Origin of the sequence: Bordetella sp. H567 (assembly GCF_001704295.1) — a bacterium.
GTDB lineage: Bacteria > Pseudomonadota > Gammaproteobacteria > Burkholderiales > Burkholderiaceae_B > Bordetella_C.
On sequence record NZ_CP012334.1, the window covers coordinates 4,227,210 to 4,247,214 of the forward strand.

General features: G+C 67.2%; 17 protein-coding genes. 10 read left to right on the forward strand and 7 right to left on the reverse strand.

The genetic code is table 11. The features are described from left to right. Positions 1 to 96 precede the first annotated feature (96 nt). From AKI39_RS19015 to AKI39_RS19025, 3 genes are all read left to right on the forward strand, one after another. Positions 97 to 1,146 (forward strand): NADP(H)-dependent aldo-keto reductase, encoded by a 1,050-nt coding sequence (locus AKI39_RS19015; protein ID WP_066639553.1) that lies wholly within the window; start codon positions 97 to 99, stop codon positions 1,144 to 1,146. Between the two features lie 260 nt (positions 1,147 to 1,406). Continuing rightward, positions 1,407 to 2,900: an aldehyde dehydrogenase family protein gene (locus AKI39_RS19020; RefSeq protein ID WP_066639556.1), complete on the forward strand. Its 1,494-nt coding sequence runs from the start codon at positions 1,407 to 1,409 to the stop codon at positions 2,898 to 2,900. 20 nt (positions 2,901 to 2,920) lie between these two features. Further along, positions 2,921 to 4,741, forward strand: coding sequence for a thiamine pyrophosphate-binding protein (locus AKI39_RS19025; RefSeq protein ID WP_145925319.1), 1,821 nt, complete (start codon positions 2,921 to 2,923; stop codon positions 4,739 to 4,741). A 125-nt stretch (positions 4,742 to 4,866) separates the two neighbouring features. Here AKI39_RS19025 and AKI39_RS19030 read toward each other — a convergent pair whose 3' ends face one another. Continuing rightward, on the reverse strand, positions 4,867 to 6,174 hold the full coding sequence (locus AKI39_RS19030; protein ID WP_083228928.1) for a citrate/2-methylcitrate synthase: 1,308 nt from the start codon (positions 6,172 to 6,174) through the stop codon (positions 4,867 to 4,869). 123 nt (positions 6,175 to 6,297) lie between these two features. Here AKI39_RS19030 and AKI39_RS19035 point away from each other — a divergent pair, with 123 nt between their 5' ends. The 5 genes from AKI39_RS19035 to dapA are packed head-to-tail and all read left to right on the forward strand — an operon-like array spanning position 6,298 to position 11,148. After that, complete coding sequence (locus AKI39_RS19035) at positions 6,298 to 7,359, forward strand: Bug family tripartite tricarboxylate transporter substrate binding protein (protein ID WP_083228929.1); 1,062 nt, start codon at positions 6,298 to 6,300, stop codon at positions 7,357 to 7,359. Between the two features lie 8 nt (positions 7,360 to 7,367). Continuing rightward, positions 7,368 to 8,051 (forward strand): hypothetical protein, encoded by a 684-nt coding sequence (locus AKI39_RS19040; protein ID WP_235610677.1) that lies wholly within the window; start codon positions 7,368 to 7,370, stop codon positions 8,049 to 8,051. After that, complete coding sequence (locus tag AKI39_RS19045; protein WP_066639569.1) at positions 8,051 to 9,058, forward strand: ornithine cyclodeaminase family protein; 1,008 nt, start codon at positions 8,051 to 8,053, stop codon at positions 9,056 to 9,058. The genes AKI39_RS19040 and AKI39_RS19045 overlap by 1 nt, the downstream gene beginning before the upstream one ends. A gap of 48 nt (positions 9,059 to 9,106) precedes the next feature. Continuing rightward, positions 9,107 to 10,225 (forward strand): cupin domain-containing protein, encoded by a 1,119-nt coding sequence (locus AKI39_RS19050; protein WP_066639576.1) that lies wholly within the window; start codon positions 9,107 to 9,109, stop codon positions 10,223 to 10,225. A gap of 17 nt (positions 10,226 to 10,242) precedes the next feature. Beyond that, positions 10,243 to 11,148, forward strand: a complete 906-nt coding sequence (gene dapA / locus AKI39_RS19055) for a 4-hydroxy-tetrahydrodipicolinate synthase (RefSeq protein WP_066639578.1) — start codon at positions 10,243 to 10,245, stop codon at positions 11,146 to 11,148. Positions 11,149 to 11,283: 135 nt separating this feature from the next. Here the strand turns inward: dapA and AKI39_RS19060 are convergent, their stop codons facing one another. From AKI39_RS19060 to AKI39_RS19080, 5 genes are all read right to left on the reverse strand, one after another. After that, complete coding sequence (locus tag AKI39_RS19060; protein ID WP_066639581.1) at positions 11,284 to 12,648, reverse strand: MmgE/PrpD family protein; 1,365 nt, start codon at positions 12,646 to 12,648, stop codon at positions 11,284 to 11,286. A gap of 2 nt (positions 12,649 to 12,650) precedes the next feature. Beyond that, on the reverse strand, positions 12,651 to 13,628 hold the full coding sequence (locus AKI39_RS19065; protein WP_066639584.1) for a tripartite tricarboxylate transporter substrate binding protein: 978 nt from the start codon (positions 13,626 to 13,628) through the stop codon (positions 12,651 to 12,653). Between the two features lie 102 nt (positions 13,629 to 13,730). Further along, the gene (locus AKI39_RS19070; protein WP_066639586.1) at positions 13,731 to 14,636 is read right to left on the reverse strand and encodes a LysR family transcriptional regulator; all 906 of its coding nucleotides are present in this window, start codon (positions 14,634 to 14,636) and stop codon (positions 13,731 to 13,733) included. A gap of 15 nt (positions 14,637 to 14,651) precedes the next feature. Then, on the reverse strand, positions 14,652 to 15,878 hold the full coding sequence (locus AKI39_RS19075) for a multidrug effflux MFS transporter (protein WP_066639589.1): 1,227 nt from the start codon (positions 15,876 to 15,878) through the stop codon (positions 14,652 to 14,654). 79 nt (positions 15,879 to 15,957) lie between these two features. Further along, a complete protein-coding gene (locus AKI39_RS19080) occupies positions 15,958 to 17,475 on the reverse strand; it encodes an altronate dehydratase family protein (protein WP_201258607.1) in 1,518 nt (505 codons plus the stop codon). A 165-nt stretch (positions 17,476 to 17,640) separates the two neighbouring features. Here AKI39_RS19080 and AKI39_RS19085 point away from each other — a divergent pair, with 165 nt between their 5' ends. Further along, positions 17,641 to 18,369, forward strand: coding sequence for a FadR/GntR family transcriptional regulator (locus AKI39_RS19085; protein WP_066639593.1), 729 nt, complete (start codon positions 17,641 to 17,643; stop codon positions 18,367 to 18,369). 76 nt (positions 18,370 to 18,445) lie between these two features. On the opposite strand, the gene AKI39_RS19090 is transcribed toward AKI39_RS19085, so the two are convergent. Then, the gene (locus AKI39_RS19090; protein ID WP_066639595.1) at positions 18,446 to 19,027 is read right to left on the reverse strand and encodes a YceI family protein; all 582 of its coding nucleotides are present in this window, start codon (positions 19,025 to 19,027) and stop codon (positions 18,446 to 18,448) included. A gap of 194 nt (positions 19,028 to 19,221) precedes the next feature. Here AKI39_RS19090 and AKI39_RS19095 point away from each other — a divergent pair, with 194 nt between their 5' ends. Next, the gene (locus AKI39_RS19095) at positions 19,222 to 20,001 is read left to right on the forward strand and encodes an amino acid ABC transporter substrate-binding protein (protein ID WP_066639598.1); all 780 of its coding nucleotides are present in this window, start codon (positions 19,222 to 19,224) and stop codon (positions 19,999 to 20,001) included. Positions 20,002 to 20,005 lie beyond the last annotated feature (4 nt).

The following is a 20,005-nucleotide window of genomic DNA, read 5'->3' on the forward strand; positions in this document are numbered from 1 at the left end:
TACGGCCCGCTGCCGCATGACATTACGCCTCAGGGACCGGGGTGTAACATCGCCAGGCCTGGGGCCTGCCCCACTTCCCTTTCCGGAGCGAACGCCTTGAAATACCGCAAACTCGGCCGTACCGATCTCGACGTCAGCCTGATCGGGCTGGGCACCATGACCTTCGGCGAACAGAACTCCGAAGCCGACGCCCACCAGCAGCTGGACTACGCGCTGGATCACGGCATCAACCTGGTCGATACCGCCGAGATGTATCCCGTGCCGCCCAAGGCGGAAACCCAAGGCCGCACGGAAGCCCATATCGGGAGCTGGATCGCCAAGACGGGCCGCCGCCACGACATCGTACTGGCCAGCAAGATCGCCGGCCCGGTGCGCGACCCCAAGCGGCCCGGGCATATCCGCGAAGGCAAGACTTTCCATGACCGCAAGAACCTGACCGCCGCCCTGGACGCAAGCCTGAAGCGCCTGCGCACGGACTACCTGGACCTGTACCAGCTGCACTGGCCCGACCGCACCACCATGACCTTCGGCCAGCACGCCTATCCATGGTTCAAGGACGACCATACCGTGCCCATCGCCGAAACGCTGTCCGTGCTGCAGGACTTCGTCAAGCAGGGCAAGGTCCGACACGTCGGCGTGTCCAATGAAACGCCCTGGGGCGTCGCGCAATTCATCCGCCACGCGGAAGTCGACGGCCTGCCGCGCATCGTCTCCATCCAGAATCCCTACAATCTGCTCAATCGCATCTACGAACAGGGCCTGTCGGAGTTCAGCCATCACGATGGCGTCGGCCTGCTGGCGTATTCACCGCTGGCCATGGGCATGTTGACAGGCAAGTATGAGAACGGCGCGCGGCCCGAGGGCTCGCGCCTGGCACTGTTCACGCGCTTCACGCGCTACAGCAGCCCGCAGGCCGAGGCAGCGGCCAGCGAATACGTGGCGCTGGCCCGTCAGCATGGCCTGACACCGACCCAGCTTGCCCTGGCCTTCATCAACCAGCAGCCCTTCGTCACCAGCAACCTGATCGGCGCGACGACGCTGGAACAGCTCAAGGAAAACATCGAGAGCGTGAACGTCACGCTGGACGAGGGCGTGATCGCCGCCATCGACGCGATACATCGCCGCCAGCCGAACCCGGCGCCGTAAAGCGGCACGGGCGCCGGAGCTTCCCGGGCGCCAAGCGCAGGGCGCGGCGACGGATAAGCGGACCCGGCCAACATGCATGACGCAGTGGCCTTCGAAGGGCTAGCCTTTCGAAGGCCTTTTTATTTGTCACCGCCGCTGCCCGTCGCAGGGACTAGGTTGATTTGAAATCAAGATTGACCCATATATATCCCCGGCGATAGCCTGTATCGGTGGGTGGCATTGGTCGCCCGTCCCGAACCCCTTGCCGGCGAGCGACAGCGATGAGCGCCATCGAAGAAAACCCTGACCTGTCCAGCCGCGTGGCGGCCGCCCTGCCCGCGCAGCGCGGCCTGTACTACGGCGGCCGGTGGCATGCGCCGCTATCCGGGCGCCAGGCGTGCAGCATCAATCCCGCCACGCAGCAGGAGCTGGGCGTCTACGCCGTCGCGGGGCCGGACGATGTGGACGCGGCGGTCCGGTCCGCCGCGGCCGCGGCGGCGGGATGGCGCGACACCGTGCCGCTCGAACGCGGCGCCCTGCTGCGCCGGGCGGCCGCCATCGTGCGCGAACATGCCTGGGAGCTGGCACTGATCGATGCCGCCGATTGCGGCAATCCGGTACGCCAAATGCGCGAGGATGCCGAGATCGCCGCCACGCAGCTGGAGTACTTCGCCGGCCTGGTGCTGGAACTGAAAGGCGAAACCATCCCCACCGCGAACGGTTCGCTGGACTACACGCTGCGCGAGCCGCTAGGCGTGGTGGCGCGCATCATCCCCTTCAACCACCCTTTCATGTTCGCCGCCGGCAAGATCGCCGCGCCGCTGGCCGCGGGCAACACCGTCATCGTCAAGCCACCGGAACAGGCGCCGCTTTCCAGCCTGCGCCTGTTCGAACTGATCGGCCAGGTCTTCCCGCCGGGTGTGCTGAACTGCCTGACGGGCGACCGTACGACCGGCGCAGCACTGGCCGCGCACGACGACGTCGCGGCGGTCGCCTTGATCGGCAGCGTGAACGCGGGCAAGGCCGTGATGCGCACCGCGGCCGACGGCTTGAAGAAAGTCCTGCTGGAACTGGGCGGGAAGAACGCGATGCTGGTGTACCCCGACGCCGACCCGGAAAAGGCCGCGCTCGGTGCCGTACGCGGCATGAACTTCACCTGGTGCGGCCAATCATGCGGTTCCACCAGCCGCCTGTTCCTGCACGAATCGGTGCATGACCGCATGCTGGAACGCATCGTCACGCTGACAGCCGACCTGCATCGCCCCGGCCTGCCCACCGATACGCGTACGACCATGGGCGCGCTGGTCTCGGCCGAGCAGATGGACAAAAGCCTGTCCTATATCGCATCGGCCACCGCCGAAGGCGCCCGCGTCGCGCACGGCGGACGCCGCTGCGAAGACGCCGCGCTGCGGGCCGGCTACTTCATGGAGCCCACCATACTGGCCGGGGTCACGCCGGCGATGCGGGTGGCGCGCGAGGAAATCTTCGGCCCGGTCCTCTCGGTCTTCAAGTGGTCGGACGAAGCAGCCTTGTTCGCCGCCGTCAACGGCGTGGACTACGGACTCACCGCGTCGATCTGGACGCGCGACCTGGCCACCGCGCACCGCGCGGCAGCACGCGTCCAAGCCGGCTACGTGTGGGTCAACGGATCGTCCGCCCATTTCATCGGCGCGCCCTTCGGCGGCTACAAGCGTTCCGGCATCGGCCGCGAGGAATGCAAGGAAGAACTGCTGGAATTCACGCAGGTCAAGAACGTCAACGTCACCCTGAACTGAGGTCCGCCCCGCCCATGCCCATGCAAAACGATCACGCTACCCCGCGCTGGGGCAGCGACTATCTGGCCGCCCTGCTGCGCCACATCGGCCTCGAATATGTCGCCCTGAACCCGGGCGCGAGCTTTCGCGGCCTGCACGACAGCCTGGTGAACTACCTGGGCGACCATGCGCCCCGCATGCTGACCGTGCTGCATGAGGAACACGCGGTCGCCATCGCGCACGGCTATGCGAAAGTCACCGGCCGTCCGATGGGCGCGATCCTGCACGCCAACGTCGGCTTGATGCATGCCTCCATGGCCATCTTCGATGCCTATTGCGATCGCGTGCCGGTACTGGTGTTCGGCGCCACGGGGCCGGTCGACACGGCGCGGCGGCGCCCATGGATAGACTGGCTGCACACGTCCAAGGACCAGGGCGCGCTGGTGCGCTCCTTCGTCAAATGGGATGCCGAGCCGGCATCGCTGGAAGCGGCGCGCGACGCGGTACTGCGAGCCCGCCAGATCGCCACCACGCTGCCGCACGGCCCGGCCTACGTCTGCTTCGACAGCGCGCTGCAGGAGGCCCCGTGCGCCGCGGCGCCGGCCCTGCCGCCGCTGCAGCGCTACAACCCGCCGCGACGGCCGGGCGTCGCCGACAGCGTTGCGCGGGACGTCGCGAGGCTGCTGTACGCGGCGCGCCGGCCGCTGATCCTGGCGGGCCGCGTATCGCGCAACGAAGAGGATTGGCGACGCCGCGTGGCGCTGGCGGAACACTGCGGCGCGACGGTGCTGACGGATGTCAAGGTGGGCGCCGCCTTTCCGACCCGCCATCCGCTGCATGGCGCGGCGCCGGGCTACTTCATGGGCGAAGATGGCCTGGCTGCATTGCGCGAGGCGGACGTCATACTGAGCCTGGACTGGGTGGACCTGGCCGGCACGCTGCGTTCCGCGTGCGGCGCGGACCCGGTGCCGGCGCATGTCATCCAGATATCGCTGGACCAGACGCTGCACAATGGCTATGGCGGGGAACATCAAGGGCTGACGGGCACCGATACGTACCTGATGTGCGATCCGGACGAGTTCAGCGGGCAATTGCTTGAGGCCATACGGTCGCTAGGTACGCCGCGCATGGCGCCGCCGTGGGATGCGCATTCCGGCGGCGCGCGTGCGCGCGACGCGTATCCCCACGAGGCCACGCACAGCCATGCGACGCACAGCGATGCCAGGTCCGACGAGGCCGCCGGCCCCGACGGCATTCCCCTGACGGTGTTCGCCAGGACGATCAGCGCGCATCTGCAACGCAACGCGCCTGCGTGCCTGATCCGTACGAACCTGGGCTGGCCCGGCGGCGCGCATCCGTTCTCGCATCCCGTGGACTATCTGGGCTACGACGGCGGGGCCGGGGTCGGTTCCGGGCCTGGGATGTCCGTCGGCGCCGCATTGGCGCTGATGGGCGGGCCGCGATTGCCCGTCGCGGTGCTTGGCGACGGCGATTTCCTGATGGGTGTCACGGCGTTCTGGACGGCGGTGCGCTACGGCATTCCGCTGCTCGTCGTGGTGGCGAACAACCGGTCCTTCTTCAATGACGAAGTCCACCAGGAGAAGGTCGCCGTGGTGCGGGGGCGGCCGGTGGAAAACAAATCGGTCGGGCAGCGGCTGGAAACGCCCGAAATCGATATTGCGGCCATGGCGCGTGCGCAGGGTGCCTTGGCTTGGGGGCCGGTAAGCGCCAAAAATGAACTCGAACATGCGCTGCTGGAGGCCGTCGCTGCCGTGCGGTCGGGCAAGGTCGCCGTCATCGATGCACGTGTGGGGCGCGAGTATGCGCCGGCCATGGCCAATGCGTTGACACGTGGCGATTAGGCGGCGGCCGCGCGGATGCACGCCCTTGGGCCGGGAACAGCCCGCGTGCGGCGCGCGCCGCCGCGGACGCCCGCGAATGAGGGATGCCGGCGTCTGCATCGGCGAAACCCTCCCCGGGCAGCCGGTCAGGACGGGCCGATGTAGCGAGCCCGAGGCCGGACGAGGAACCCCGCCAATCGCTGCTCCAGGGCATGCGCCACCCACCCCGCCGCGCGGCCGACGGACATGAGCGCCCCCGGCGTGCCTGCCGGCGCGGCCAACACGGCGCACAGCACCGCCAACGCCATGGGCAGGTTGGCCTTCAACCCCAGCTCTTCATGCGCGCGCTCCACGCATTTCAGCGCGATCTTGCCCCGCATCGGCATGGGGTTGATTTCGCGAGCCAGTTCCAGCAGCAGCGTGGCACGGGGATCGCCATCGGGATAGAGCGGATGCCCATAGCCGGGCACCGGGCTCTTGCGGGCCAGCATTCCCTTGAGATGATCCAGGTACGCATCCGCCGTCCTGGACTGCGCCAAGGCCGCCTCCGCCTGTTCGCATCCCAGCCCTGTCAGCATGCCCTCGAACGCCCCGAGCGCCGTGGTCACGCAGGAGAATAGATCGGCACCGGCGGAAGCCGCGATGCGGGCAGCAAAGGTGGCCGGTGCCAGTTCGTTATCCGCGCTCAGGATCAGTGCCGCATCCAGAATGCGCAGATGGGAAGACGTCGGCCGGATATCCAGCTTGTCGGCCAGCACCGCGGCGATCGACTGCGGCGCGTCGTTCAGCACGTAGGTGGGCCTGGCGGCCAACAGCCCCGTCGCCGCCGCCATGGCCTGCGTCAGTTGCCGTGCCGCCAGCGTTGGCGCACCCAAGGTCAGCTCAGGATTACGCCCCAGGCTGGCCGCATAGGCTTCCACGGCCACCGACAGCAGCCGGCGCGAATGGTTGCGCGACGCGACCTGGGTAATGCCTTCGGCCAGCGCCTGGAAACCGGCTCCCGGCCTGGCCGGCTGCCAGACCACCGCCGCATCGGGCAGCACGCCGTTCCACAAGAGCTCCGTGCACTCCTCGAAGGAACGATGGCTGCGCACCAGGTCCGCCGCCGGCTTGCCGCGATAGCGCGGACCGTCCGGCCCGATGGCGGTGATGGATGTCTGCATCACGGCATTGCCGCCCCAGCGGATCATGCGCTCGCCGCTGGCGCCCGCCGTCGATCTGCCGCGGCCGCGCGCGCCCAAGGCCTCCAGGTCTTCCACGTAGTACAGATTGCCCTTGCCGCCCACCGCGGGCACCGCGCGTATCCAGCCGCGGCTGACGTAGGCGTACAGGGTTTGCATCTTGATGCCCAGGCGTTCGATGGCGGTGCGGGCGTCGACCAGCGTGCCGGCGGCCTGGCTGGGCGCTTCGTCACGCGCGGCCGGCGGGGCGATTTTCCTGCTTGTACGTGGCATGCGGCAGTTCCGGTGGGGCCAGGAGGTTAGGTTGATTGATTGTAAATCAATCTATACATAGGTTGATTTGAATTCTACGATGAGATCCACATTCAGAAAACCAATAAAACCCTGGAGACAAGCATGTTCCACCGCCATGCACTTGCGCCCAAGCGCGGCCGCGGGAGCGCCACGCCAGGCCCGATGTCGGTCTCGAAGTTGGCCCGGAAGTCGGCCCCGAAGTTGGCGCCGATGTTGGCCGCGATGCTCGCCCTGACACTGGCCCTGGCCGGCGCCTGCCGCGCCGCTTATCCCGAGCATCCCGTTACGCTGGTATCCGCCTTTCCGCCGGGCGGCAGCACGGACGTGATCGGCCGCATGCTGTCGCCCAAGCTGGGCGAGATCTTCAAGCAGACCTTCATCGTCGAAAATCGCGCCGGGGCGTCCGGCAACATCGCCAGCGAGTATGTGGTGCGTTCGGCACCCAATGGCGAGGTCATCCTGATCGGCAACAACACCATGACGGTGAACGCCGCACTGGGCGTCAAGCAGAACTTCGACTTGCAAAAGGACTTGACCCCCATCGCCGCCATCGCGGAAACGCCCGTGGCCCTGGCCGTCAACAGCAAGCTGCCGGTCCATACGGTGCAGGAACTGATCGCCTACGGCAAGGCGCATCCCGGTACGCTCAGTTTTTCGTCCTGCGGGACCGGCACCGCCCAGCATTTCGCGGGCGTCGAATTCGCGCATCGCGCGGGCATCGACATGGTCCACGTCCCGTACAAGGGCTGCGCCCCGGCGCTTAGCGACGGCCTGGGCGGGCAGGTGCCGGTGATGTTCAACGCCATCTCGAACATCAGCCCGCAGCTCAAGAGCGGCAAGATCCGCCTGCTGGCGGTGGCGACCAGGCATCGCGTTCCCTTCCATCCCGACGTACCGGCCATCGCCGAAATGCCCGGCTTCCAGGACTACGACTTCGCCGTGTGGCTGGGATTCTTCGTCACCGCCCGGACGCCGCAGCCCATCGTCGACAAACTGCGCACGGAAATCCTGGCGCTGGCACGCCAAAAAGAAACGCGCGAGGCCCTGACGCAGCGACTGTTCGTGCCGCTGGACATGGACGGACCGCAACTGAAGCAGCAGATCGCCGAAGAGCTCGTGAAGTGGAAGAAGCTCGCGGACGAATACCACATCACGATCGACTGAGTACGGCGATGAGCGCATCGATTCCCCGCCTGAGGCTCGACCAGATGCGGCCGGACCTGGCCGACTACCTGACGCCGCGTGTGCGCCGCCTGGGCTACCTGGGTGAACTGTTCCAGGTCGCCGGCCATGCACCGGATGTGCTGCTGACCTTCATGCACTTCACCGAAGCGCTGAAGGACGCGCTGCCCGACAAGCTGGCGGAGACCGCCGTGCTGACCACGGCCACGCTGATGGAGAACGCCTACGAGCGCAACCAGCACGAGCGGCTGTGCGTGCGCCTGGGTTTCGGGCACGACTGGATAAACGAGGTCGAACGGCTGGAACCGGAGCGCGCCACGCTGATGTCGGAGGCCGAGCGCGCGGTGCAGGCCTACGTCATCGCCGCGCTCGCCACGCGCGGGCTGCAAGCGCAAGCGGAATTCGAACGGCTGGCCACGCTGCTGCCGCCCGCCCAGGCCGTGTCGGTCGCGATGCTGATCGGCCGCTATGCGACGCATGCGCTGATCGTGAACACCTTCCGCCTGTCGCCCCCCGTCCCCTCGATCCGGGACGATGGCTTCGGGCTGCCCTCGCAGGCAGCGGATCCCGGCACGGCCACGTCAGGCTCGGCCGCGCACGGAGGCGCCATGCCGGACACGGCCGCCACCGGCGCGGGCACACCCAGCGCGAATACGCAACGACAGGAACGATGATGAACGCAGAACCCGTCTGGATCACCGAATCGCAGGTCACCGCGCTGCTGACGCTGGCCGAGGCGATACCCGCGCTGGAAAGCGGCCTGCGGCTGCAGGCCGAGGGCAAGGCGGAAAGCATGCCCAAGACCATGCTGCAGTTCGGCCGCAACAACCTGCACGCGCTGGGCGCCCGGCTGGGCGACCATGTCGGCACCAAGACCTGGGCGCATACGGAAGGCGGTACCTGCCCGCTGCTGCTGTTGTGGAATGCCGACGACGGCCAGCTGGCCGCCGTGATCGAAGCTTTCGCGCTGGGCAACCTGCGCACGGGGGGCACCACCGGGCTGGCCACGGACTGGCTGGCACGCAAGGATGCGGGTGTCCTGGCAATGGCGGGCACCGGCAAGCAGGCCATGTCCCAAGTGGCCGCGGTACTGGCGGTGCGCGATATCCGCGAGGTGCGCGTCTATAGCCCCACCGCCGCCAGGCGCGAGGAATTCGCCGCGCGCATTGCCGACGAATTCGGCGGCCGCGCGCTGCGTGCGCGAGCCTGCGGCAGCATGGCCGCCGCCTGCGATGGCGCGGACGTCGTCACGCTGGCGACGCGGGCGCGCGAGCCCTTCCTGGATGCGGGCATGCTGCGCGCCGGCAGCCACGTGAACGCCATCGGCGCCATCGCCCCGGACCGCGAGGAATTCCACCAGGATGTATTCGATCGCGCTGCCGTGGTGGCGGTCGACGACCTGTCCAGCGCGCGTGCGTTGTCGCGCGAATTCCGCACCCGCTACGGCGACGACTGGAGCGCCGTCCAGACGCTGTCCGAGCGGATCCTGCGCCAGGAGCGCCGGCCCGCGGACGCGGACACGACGCTGTTCAAGGCCATGGGCATGGGCATATCCGACCTCGCCCTGGGCACGGAGATCCTGCGCCGCGCCCGGCAGCAGGGCGTGGGCCGTTCCATGCCCGCGCCGGTCAAGAGCAAACCCAGGTTCTTCGCGGCGCCGCCGGCGCCGCGGGCGGGCTGAAGCCCGCGTCCCATTGCCCCCTATACCGACATCCACGGAGACCGCATCATGAGCGAATACCACCGCGACTTTGCCCGCGTCAACGGCAGTTTCATCGACTGTGCCGGGCAGCCGCCGGCCTCGCGCAACACCCAATGGGCGCCTATCGTCGTGACGAAGGAAGAAATCGACGCCGAGGTCGAACGCCTGGCGTCCTCGCCGCTGCCTGCCTGCGGCCGGCGTGAATCCCTGATCGTGCACCCGTCGGCGCGCGATTTCGCGCCGGGCATGGCGCCGGGCATCCAGGTGCGCCTGTCGGTGCTCAAGCCTGGCGAACGCACCGAACCCTTCCGCCACAACGCCACCGAGGTCAACTTCTGCATCGGCGGCCAGGGGGTGACGGAAGTCGGCGGCCAGCGCATCGCGTTCAAGCAGTACGACGTGTGGAATCATCCCAGCTATACGCACTACAGCCACTACAACGACGGCAAGGACCTGCAGGTCCGGCTGACCTATTCCAACGTTCCGCTGCTGCAGTTCATGGACATCTACGTCACCGACGTGTCGGCGCCCGCGGATACCCAGGCGGCCGCGCCGGCCCAGGCGCCGGACGACGACCCGCGCCGCCGCAATCCCTACGGCATGTTCCCGATCACGGATGACGGCGGGCTGCTGATGCCCTACGAAACCCTGATCAATCCCACGGCCGTCGAATCCCGGCCCTTGCACTTCGCCTGGGACAAGGTCAAGCCGCAGCTGGACAAGCTGGAGGCGCTGGGCAAGGAATACATCGGCCGGCGCCTGTACATGTACTACAACCCCGCGACCGGCCGCTTCAACGGCATCACGCCCAACTTCTTCGCCACCATGACGATCCGGCCGCCCAAGATCATCGACCGCCCGCACCGCCACGTTTCGGCGGCGATCAACTATTACTTCTCCGGCAGCGGCTACAGCAGCGTGGCCGGCAACCGCTATGAATGGAAGGCCGGCGACCTGATGCTGTCGGCGCCCGGATGGGCGGTCCACAATCATGCCTCCTACGACGACTACGTGTACGAGCTGACGGTACAGGACCAGCCGCTGAACATCTATATGGAATCGCTGCTGTGGCAGGAAGACCTGCACCACCCCGCCGTGGTGCTGGGCAAGCAGGAAGGGTTCATGACCAATCGCAAGGCCGCCTGACGCGCGTGGAGCACCGCATGATCAATCTTCAGAAAGATGCCCTGCGCGGGTCCATTCCCCCCCTGGTCACGCCCTTCCGGGACGGCAGGGTGGATTACGACAGGCTGGCCGCGCTGATCGATTTCCAGGCAAGCAACGGCACCCACGGCGTCCTGATCAACGGCACGACCTCGGAGCCGTCCACGCTGACGGTGGACGAGCGCAACCAGGCGGTCAGCGTGGCGGTGCAAGCGGCGCGTGGACGCCTGCAGGTGGTCGCCGCCACGGGATCGCAGTCGCACGCGGAAAGCGTGGCCCTGACCGAGCATGCCGCCAAGGCCGGGGTCGATGCGCTGCTGCTGGTGACGCCCTACTATGTACGGCCGCCGCAGCGGGGCGTGACCGCCTATTTCATCGATATCGGCCGGCGCGTCGACATCCCGCTGATGATGTATCACATTCCGGGACGCACGGCCTTCAAGACGGACCTGCGCACGCTGGAAGACATTGCCGAGGCGCTGCCGCATTTCGTCGGCATCAAGCATGCGGTGGACGATCACTCCTTCGTCACGGAGATGTTGCATCGTTTCGGGCCGGAATTCCGGGTGTTCGTCGGGCTGGAGGAGTTCACTTTCCCGATGATGTGCCTGGGTGCGGGCGGCACGATGAACGCGGTGGCCAACGTGGCCCCGCGCGAGGTCGCGGAGCTGTGCAATCTGGTGCGCGCCGGGCAGCTCGACGCGGCGCGCGCGCTGCACTACAAGCTGTTCGAGCTGATGAAGATGATCTTCTGGGACACCAATCCGATCCCGCTGAAGTACCTGATGAAGCGGCTGGGGCTGCTGGAACGCAACGAGCACCGCCTTCCCATGGTGCCCGCCTCGCCGGAGCTTGAGCGCCGCATCGATACCTTGATCGACACGCTGGGCCTGAAGGCGCGCTGAAGCGCACACGCCGGCCGCCGCGACGATGCGGCGCCGGCGGGCCGGGCTTCGGTTCGGCTTCGGTTCGGCCGACTTGCCCGATCACGCCGGCGCCGGGGCGCCGGCGCGGCGATGCGGTGGGCGTCGAGGCCGGGATCATGCCGTCGCGCCCAGGCGCGCGACCTCGCCGGCGTCCTGCAAGCCAGCCACTTTCCAGCACGCGTCAGCCACGCGCTGCGCTTGCTCGCGCGGCATGACCTCGGCGGCCAGGCCGTGGAATTTCTCCTCCAGGTCGGCATCGCTCATGGGACGCGCCAGCGTGCCCAGCGCTTCGGGCACGTGACGGTCCAGCTCGCGGCCGTCTTTCAGCACGATGCGTACGCGTCCTTCCAGCTTGCGCATGTGGGGGTCCAGCGTGGTCGTTACCCGCTTGCGCAGGGCGACGACCTCCGGGTTCAGGACGGACTGCGTGCTGAACTGCGCCTCGCCCGCGGCGCCGTAGACCAGCGCGGCGGCCAGGGCGTGATAGACGCTGAACTTTCCCTCCAGGCCGGTGGTGGGCTCCGTCTTGGCGGTCAGTTCCAGTACCAGGGGCCCCACCGTGGCGTGTACGGCTTCAATCTGCGCGGGCTGCAGCGCATATTCCTTGCGCAGCTGCAGGCAGGCGTCGATCACCGCATGCTGCACCAGGCCGCAGGCGAAGGGCTTGTACATATTGCGCATCAGCTCGTACTGGCCGCCCAGGTTGCCGGTGATCACCTCCGGGTCGAAGCGATCCGACATGACGTGTCCGAAGCCGCGCTTGGCTTCCAGCGCGCGGGTCGAGCTGGTGTAGCCGTGCTGCGCCATCAACGCCGCGCCCAGGCCGTTCTGCGCCGCCTTGCCCGGATGCAGGCTCTTGCACATGCTGCCGAACATCTCGCGCAGGCCGGCCGACTGCGTGGCCGCGATGCCCAGGGCCCAGGCCATGCGCTCCTCGTCCAGCCCCAGCAGCTTGCCGGCGGCCGCGGCGGCGCCAAAGACGCCCGCCGTTCCGGTGATATGCCAGCCGCGGTCGTAGTGTTCCGGGAATACCGACAGGCCGATGCGGATTTCCGCCTCCACGCCCAGCGCATAGGCATGTACCAGGTCGCGTCCGCTGAACTTGCGCCATTCGCACAGCGCCAGCACGGCCGGCAGCACCGGCGCGCTGGGATGCACCGCACGGTAATGCGTATCGTCGAAGTCCAGCACATGCGAACTGATGCCGTTCAGCAAGGCCGCATGCAGGATATCGGCGCGATCCGGGCGGCCCACCACTTGGGCCTGCGGCGCGCCGAAGAACGGCCGGTAGGCGTCCAGCGCCGCCTGCACGGTGGCATGGCGTGCCGCGCCCAGGGCGCAGCCGTACCAGTTCAACAGGCCGCGTGAGGCCTCGTGCACCACGGGCGCGGGCAGATCCTCGTAGCGCGAGGCCACCAGATAGCGGGCCAGGATGCGCGTGACTTCCTGCTGGTCGGGGGAAAGCGTGGGTGTCGTCATGATCAGTCGATATGGATGTTCGCGGCCTGGATGATCTTCGCGAACTTGCCGATTTCGGCGTGGATGAAACTATCAGCCTGCGCCGGCGTGCCGGACTGCACGGAAGCGCCTTGCTTGCGCAGCGCCTCCCGCACATCCGGCGACTTCAGCACCGTGTTCAGCGCGCCGTTCAGCTTGGCGATCACATCGTCGGGCGTCTTGGCGGGCGCCAGCAGTGAAAACCACGTACCGGTCTCGAAGCCTTTCACGCCGGCCGCCTGCATCGTCGGCACGTCGGGCATATCGGGATCGGGCTGCGCACTGGTGATGGCCAGCGCGCGCAGGCGGCCGGTCTTGACCTGCGGCAGTACCGACAGGGCATTGGCGAACATCATGTCCACTTCGCCCGACATCAGGTCCGTCATCGCCGGCGCGGTACCGCGATAAGGCACATGGCGCAACTGCACGCCGGTGTCGTGGGCATACATTTCGGCGGTCAGGTGCGGCGAGCTGCCGTTGCCCGTGGACGCGAAAGTCAGGCCGTTGGGCTTGCTCTTGGCCAGCGCGGTCAGCTCGGCCACGGTGTTGACGGGCACCTTGGTGTTGACTACCAGCAAAAAGGGCACCGACGCCATCATCCCGACCGCACGGAAATCCTTCTCCACATGGAAAGGCAAGTTGGTGTACAGCGACTGGCTGACGGCGATGGACGAAGGCGCGGCCAGCAAGGTGTAGCCGTCCGGCGCGGCCCGGGCCACCGTGGCGGCTCCCACGTTCCCGCCGGCGCCGGAGCGGTTTTCGACGATCAACTGCTGGCCCAGGGAGGTCGACAGCTTGGAAGCAACCAGACGGGTGACGATATCCACGCCCGCGCCGGGCGGGAACGGGACAATGACGTGTATGGGCAGGTTGGGATAATCGGCGGCCTGCGCGGCGGCGCCGAAGGCCAGTGCGGCCATGCAAAGCGTGGCGCGCAGCATGGCGGCGATGCGGGTATTCATGGACAGTCTCCTCCGCCTCCTGGCGGAGGCCTCGGGCAAGGATTACAGCAGCGACCGGCCGCGCCGGCAATGGGCAACTTCATTTGAATTCATAGGCGCAGCTTATGAATCCCCCAAGATCCCTGCCTTGCGCCAGGACATGTCGCGCAGCATCTGGCGAAAGCGTTCCGCCGCCGGAGACAGGGCGTGGTCCACATGGCGGCACAGGCAGATCTCCCGCATCGGGCGCGGCCCGCGCAAGGGCCGGTGCACCAGGCCCCGCAGATTCAGTTCCGGCAAGGCGATCACCGGCACGATGGTCACGCCAAAGCCGGCCCGCGCCATGCTCAGGGCGGTGACGGTATTCAGCACTTCGTGGGCCGCCTGCTTGTCGATGCCGTTCTGCGCGAAGCCGTCGCGGATCAGGTCTGCCTGCGCCTGCAAGCCGATCAAGGGCTCGTCGGCGATTTGCCGCCACTGCAGCACGCGGCGCCGCGACAGCGCATGGCCGCGCGGCAGCACCGCCACCAGTTCGTCGTCGAACAGGTGTTCCAGCAGCAGGGACTCATTGGCGTCCAGGCGTGAACAGACGGCCAGGTCCACCTCGTAGTTGCGCAGCAAGCCGGCGATGTGGGGCGTGCGGGCCTCGCGCAGGCGCAGCTGGACCTCCGGATAGCTGTCATGGAAGCTGGCCAAGGCGTCGTTGACCAGCCCTAGGGCCAGCGACGGCAGCACGGCGAGCGAGAGCTGCCCCTGCTTGAGCCGCGTGATGGCGCGTGCGTTGTTGCAGGCGTTGTCGATCTCCAGGAGGCCGCGCCGCATCTGCTCGCGCAGCTGCATGCCTACGTCCGTGATGCGCACGCGCCGCGTGCTGCGATCGAACAGCTTGACGTCCAGCGCCGCCTCCAGGTCGCGAATCAATTGCGAGAAGGCCGGCTGCGTCATGCCTATCCGCTCCGCCGCGCGGGAAAACGACAGCGAGTCCGCCGCCGCCAGGAATCCCTCGACCTGCCGCAGCTTGATGCGCATCCGGGTCTCCGCCGATCAATGTTGCAGCGAGGTGGCGCCCCAGCGCCGCATCGCCAGGAAAACCGCCAGGGACAAGGCGCAGAACACCGCCATGCTGCCGGTGACCGCCACTACCCCCAGGGCGGGAAAGTAGCGGCTGACCATATAGCTGGCGAAAGCGCCGATGCCCATCATCAGGGCATTCATCATGGCCGAGGCGGCGCCCGCGATCTCGCGCAGCGGCTGCAGCGCCCCTTGCTGCGTACTGGGCGTGATCAGGCCGTAGCAGAAGGTATTCACGATGAAGAAGGGCATCAGGTTCCATGGCGTAATCAGGTGCGCCAGCGTCAACGCCAGCATGATCAACGCCGAGCATAGGGCCGCGGACAGCCCGATCCGGATCAGGCGGTCGCCCGGCACGTGGCCGGCCAGCCTGCCGCTCAGGAAGGAAGCCAGCATAATGCCGGCCGCGGTCATGGCGAACAGCAGACCGAACAGCTGCGGCGATACGCCCAGCGCTTCCATCAACACCAGCGAGGCGCCCGTCACATAGGCGAAATGGCTGCCGAATTTCAGGGCGCAGATCATCATGTAGCCCAGGGCCGCCGGCTTGCGCAGCAATGCCAGATACGCGGCCGCCACCGGCGCGGCGGGCGGGCGCCGCGACACCGGATGGCGCAGGCGCGGCGCGGATTCTTCCAGCGCCAGCCACACCACCGCCAGCATGGCGAAGCCGGCGATGGTCATCATGGCGTAGATCCAGCGCCAACTGCCGATATTCAACAGCGCCGCGCCCACCGAAGGCGCGACCATGGGCGCGATGACGCGGATGATGGCGATATGCGACAGCAGCTCGCGCACGCGGCTGCCTTCGAAATGATCCCGCACCAGGCTGATCGCCAGCACGCCCGCCGCGCCCGCGCCGGCGCCCTGTACCAGCCGCCAGCCCAGGAAGGTGGAAATCGACCCGGAGAACGTGCAGCCCGCCGCGCCCAGCGCATACAGAGCCAGGCCGAACAGCAGCAGGGGGCGCCGGCCCAGGCGGTCCGACAGCGGCCCGTACACCAGCGGCGCGGCGGCGAAACCGACGAAGAAAATGCTCAGGCTCATCGCCACGCGGGCGGCGTCCGTACCGAGGTCGCGCGCCACGGCGCCGAAGGCGGGCAAGCCCACGTCGATGGACAGCGACGCGAACGCCGTCAGCACGCCGCAGAACAGGATGAACGCAAACGAATGGGGGGAGATGCGGCGCCGCGGGGTCATCGGTTGTGAAATGTGCCCCGGACGATGGGGCGCTGGCATTATTCCACACCCGCGCCCACGGGCGCGGCCGGCCTCGCCGTTACATCTGCGCGCCTATCATCCAGGGCACGAACTCCTCGTCGCCCACGCCCAGCGCCTCGCTCTTGCTGCGCGTCCCGGAAGCGACATCGACAATGGCACGGAAGATTTCCTCGCCCTTGCGCTGCACGGTCGCTTCGCCTTCCATGATGTCGCCGCAATTGATATCCATGTCGTCGATCATGCGCCGGTACATCTGCGTATTGGTCGCCACCTTGATGGACGGCGCCGGTTTCGCGCCGAAACAGGATCCGCGCCCGGTGGTGAAGACAACCAGGTTCGCGCCGCTGGCGATCTGGCCGGTCGCGCCCATGGGGTCGTAGCCGGGCGCGTCCATGAACACCAGGCCGTGGGTGTCCACCGGTTCCGCGTAGCGGTACACGCCCATCAGCGGCGTCGACCCGCTCTTGGCCACCGCGCCCAGGGATTTTTCCAGGATGGTGGTCAGGCCGCCGGCCTTGTTGCCCGGCGTCGGATTGTTGTCGATGCTGCCCTTCTCGCGCTCGGCATACGATTCCCACCAGTGGATGCGTTCGACGATCTTTTCCCCGACCTCGGGCGAGATCGCGCGGCGGGTCAGCAGGTGTTCGGCGCCGTAGATTTCCGGGGTCTCGGAAAGGATGGCCGTGCCGCCGTGCTGCACGAGCAGGTCCACCGCCGCGCCCAGGGCGGGATTGGCCGTGATGCCCGAATAGCCGTCGGAGCCACCGCACTGCAGGGCCACGACCAGATGCGACAGCGGCAAGGGTTCGCGCTGGACGGCATTGGCCGCCGGCAGCATTTTTTCTATGGCGGCGACGGCCGCGTCCACGGTCTTCTGCGTGCCACCCAGTTCCTGCATGACCAGGGGCACCATCATCGGGCCGGGCTGGATGCCGCCCGTCATGAACATGGCGCCCATCTGGTTCGCCTCGCAGCCCAGGCCGATCACCAGCACGCCCGCGAAATTGGCGTGCTTGGCGAAGCCGCCGATGGTGCGCCGCAGCTGCTGGATGCCCTCGCCGTTATGGTCGATGCAGCAGCCGAAACTATGCGTCAGCGGCACCACGCCGTCCACGTTGGGATAGGCGTCCAGCCGTCCCGGCGCGGCGAAGTGCTGCGCGACGCGCTTGCTCACGGTCGCCGAGCAGTTCACCGTGCTGATCACGCCGATGTAGTTGCGCGTCGCCACGCGCCCGTCGGCGCGGCGTATGCCCTGGAAAGTCAGCGGCGCGGCGGCCGGGGCGACCGGCCGCACGTCTTGGCCGTAGGCATACTCACGCTCGAAGTCGCCCATCGACACATTGTGGGTGTGGACGTGGTCGCCGGGCGCGATGTCGCGCGTCGCGAAACCGATGATCTGTCCATAGCGATGCACGGCCTCGCCGGCGCGTACCGCGCGCAGCGCCACCTTATGCGCGGGGGGCACGTCGGCACGGACCACGACGCCCGCGACGCCCGGCAGCTCGGTGCCGGCGGGCAGCGCTTGGCGGGCTATCGCGACATCGTCGCGGTCGTGCAGCAGGATGATGGGGGACAAGGCGTCCAAGGCGGTCTCCTCGATAGGCGGTGAGCGGCCGCGGACGTACCGCGGGGCCGGGCCATCATGGGATAATCGCCGCAGCAAGCGCAAATTGGTTGGACCAATTGGTGCCGGCGTAGCCGGCCCCGTGCCGCTTGCCCAGCAAGTCAGGGGAATTCCGGCATGCCGCGCATCACCGCCTCATCGAACGCCTTGCAGCACGCGATCCAATCCCTGGAACGCCTGGTCCTGGAACACGGGCTGGACGGACGCCCACGCCTGCCGCCGGAACGCGAACTGGCGCAGCGCTTCGGCGTATCACGCACGACGGTGCGCGCGGCCATCCAGCGGCTGGTTTCGCGCGGCATGCTGCAAACGCGCCAGGGTAGCGGCGTCTTCATCGCCAGCGACAGGCCCAGCGCCGCGGCCGCCCCGTGGCCGCCCGCGCCCTGGCTGGGCCTGGTGGACGCGCAGCCTGCCTTGCGCGCCGATACGCTGGAATTCCGCATGGTGTTCGAATGCGCCGCCGCGCGTTTCGCGGCGCAGCGGGCCGACGCGCAGGAACGCCGTCAACTGGCGGATACCGTAGGCAACATGCAAAGAGCGGTACGGGAAGGCGATGTGGCGGCCGAGGCCGCCGCGGACACGGCCTTCCATGCCCAGCTGGCCAGCGCATCGCACAACATGATGCTGGGCCGCTTCTACGCCAACGCCATCGCGTCGCTGCGCGAACACATCACGCGCAACACCTACGACGCCGGCCGGGATGCCGCGCTCGCGACACGCCGCGCGCTGGAGCGCCTGCGTCAGCACGAAGCCATCTGCGAAGCGGTCCTGCGGCAGGCGCCGGACGACGCGGCGCTCGCCATGCGCGAACATATCGAATTCGTCGGGCGCCAGTTCCAGGCGTAGGCGCCCGTCGCCGCGTGGCCGGTTGCGGGTTGCCGGTTGCCGTGGGTCCGTTGATGCTGGCCCGTTGCCGTCCGGCCTATTCCCGGATGCCTTCGGCCTGGATGTGCAGCGTGGTCTTCATGAAGAAACCGTAGTCCTTGCCGTAGGACACGCCGTAGTCGCCGCGGTCGAAGGCGGCCGTCGCCTCGGTGCCGCAGACCTCTTTCTTCAAGATGGGGTTCTGGTAGCACTTGAACGACAGCAGCGTCAGCTTGAGCGGATGCGGCACGCCGTGCAGGGTAAAGGTGCCATCCACTTCCACCGGCTTGCCGTCCTTGAAATGGACCGTATTGCCCTTGAACGTGGCGGTAGGGAAACGGGAAACATCGAAAAACTGTTCGGATCGCAGATCCTTGTCCAAGTCCGCATTTCCCGTATCCACCGACGCCGCGTCGATGGTGACGTCGACGCTGCCCGTCCCGGCCTGGGCGTCCAGCACCACGGTGCCGCTGGTCTTGTTGAATTTCCCGCGCCAGATCGAAGCGCCGCCGAAGTGGTCCGCCTCGAAGCTGGGATAGGTGTGGCCCGGATCCAGCCGGTAGGTCACGGGTTCGGCCAGCGCGGCGGCGGGCAGCACGACGGCGGCGACCGCCGCCAGGGAGGAGATCAGAAAGCGCATGGTGGTTCTCGCAGATGGTTGGGAATGGTCGAACGTGGAATGCGGAGTTGGAATGCATGAAAAGCGGCGGTTTTATTTCGACGCTGCATATGGATACGTCCCTTTATGCTTTGTGGAAAAATAGGCAGCCTGTTAGAGTGCAATTCGGACATATCTTACCCGTCCCTCTTTCAGTTCTGTGTATGGAGATCGAGATGAAGCGCATTTTTTCTGTCCTGCTTGCCGGCCTGCTCAGCTGCGCCGGGATGACGCTCGCCCATGCCCAGGACGACCTGGCGCGGATCAAATCGGCGGGCGAAATCAAGATCGGTACCGAAGGCACGTATGCTCCCTTCAGCTTTCACGACGCGTCGGGCCTGACCGGCTTCGACGTGGAGATCGGACGCGCCATCGCCCAGCGTCTGGGCGTCAAGGCGGAATTCGTCGAAGGCAAATGGGACGGCTTGATCGCCGGCTTGGACGTAAAGCGCTATGACGCCGTCATCAACCAGGTCGGCATCACCGACGCGCGCAAGGCCAAGTACGATTTTTCCAATCCGTATATCTCGTCGCAGGCCGTACTGATCGTGCGCGACAACAACACGGCGATCAAATCCTTCGCCGACCTGAAGGGCAAGCGCTCCGCCAACACGCTGACCAGCAACTTCGGCAAGCTGGCGCAGAAATACGGCGCCGAGGTGGTGCCCGTGCAGGGCTTCAATGAATCCATCGACCTGTTGCTGTCCGGGCGGGTCGACGCCACCATCAACGACAATCTGTCCTTCCTGGACTTCAAGAAGCACAAGCCTGATGCCAAGGTCAAGGCCGTGGCCAACGACAAGTCGGCGGAGTTCAGCGAATCCGGCGTGCTGCTGCGCAAGGGCAATCCCGACCTGGTCGCCGCCATCAACAAGGCACTGGCCGACATCAAGGCCGACGGCACCTACAAGAAGATATCGGTGAAGTACTTCGGCACGGACCTGTCCGCACAATAAGGAC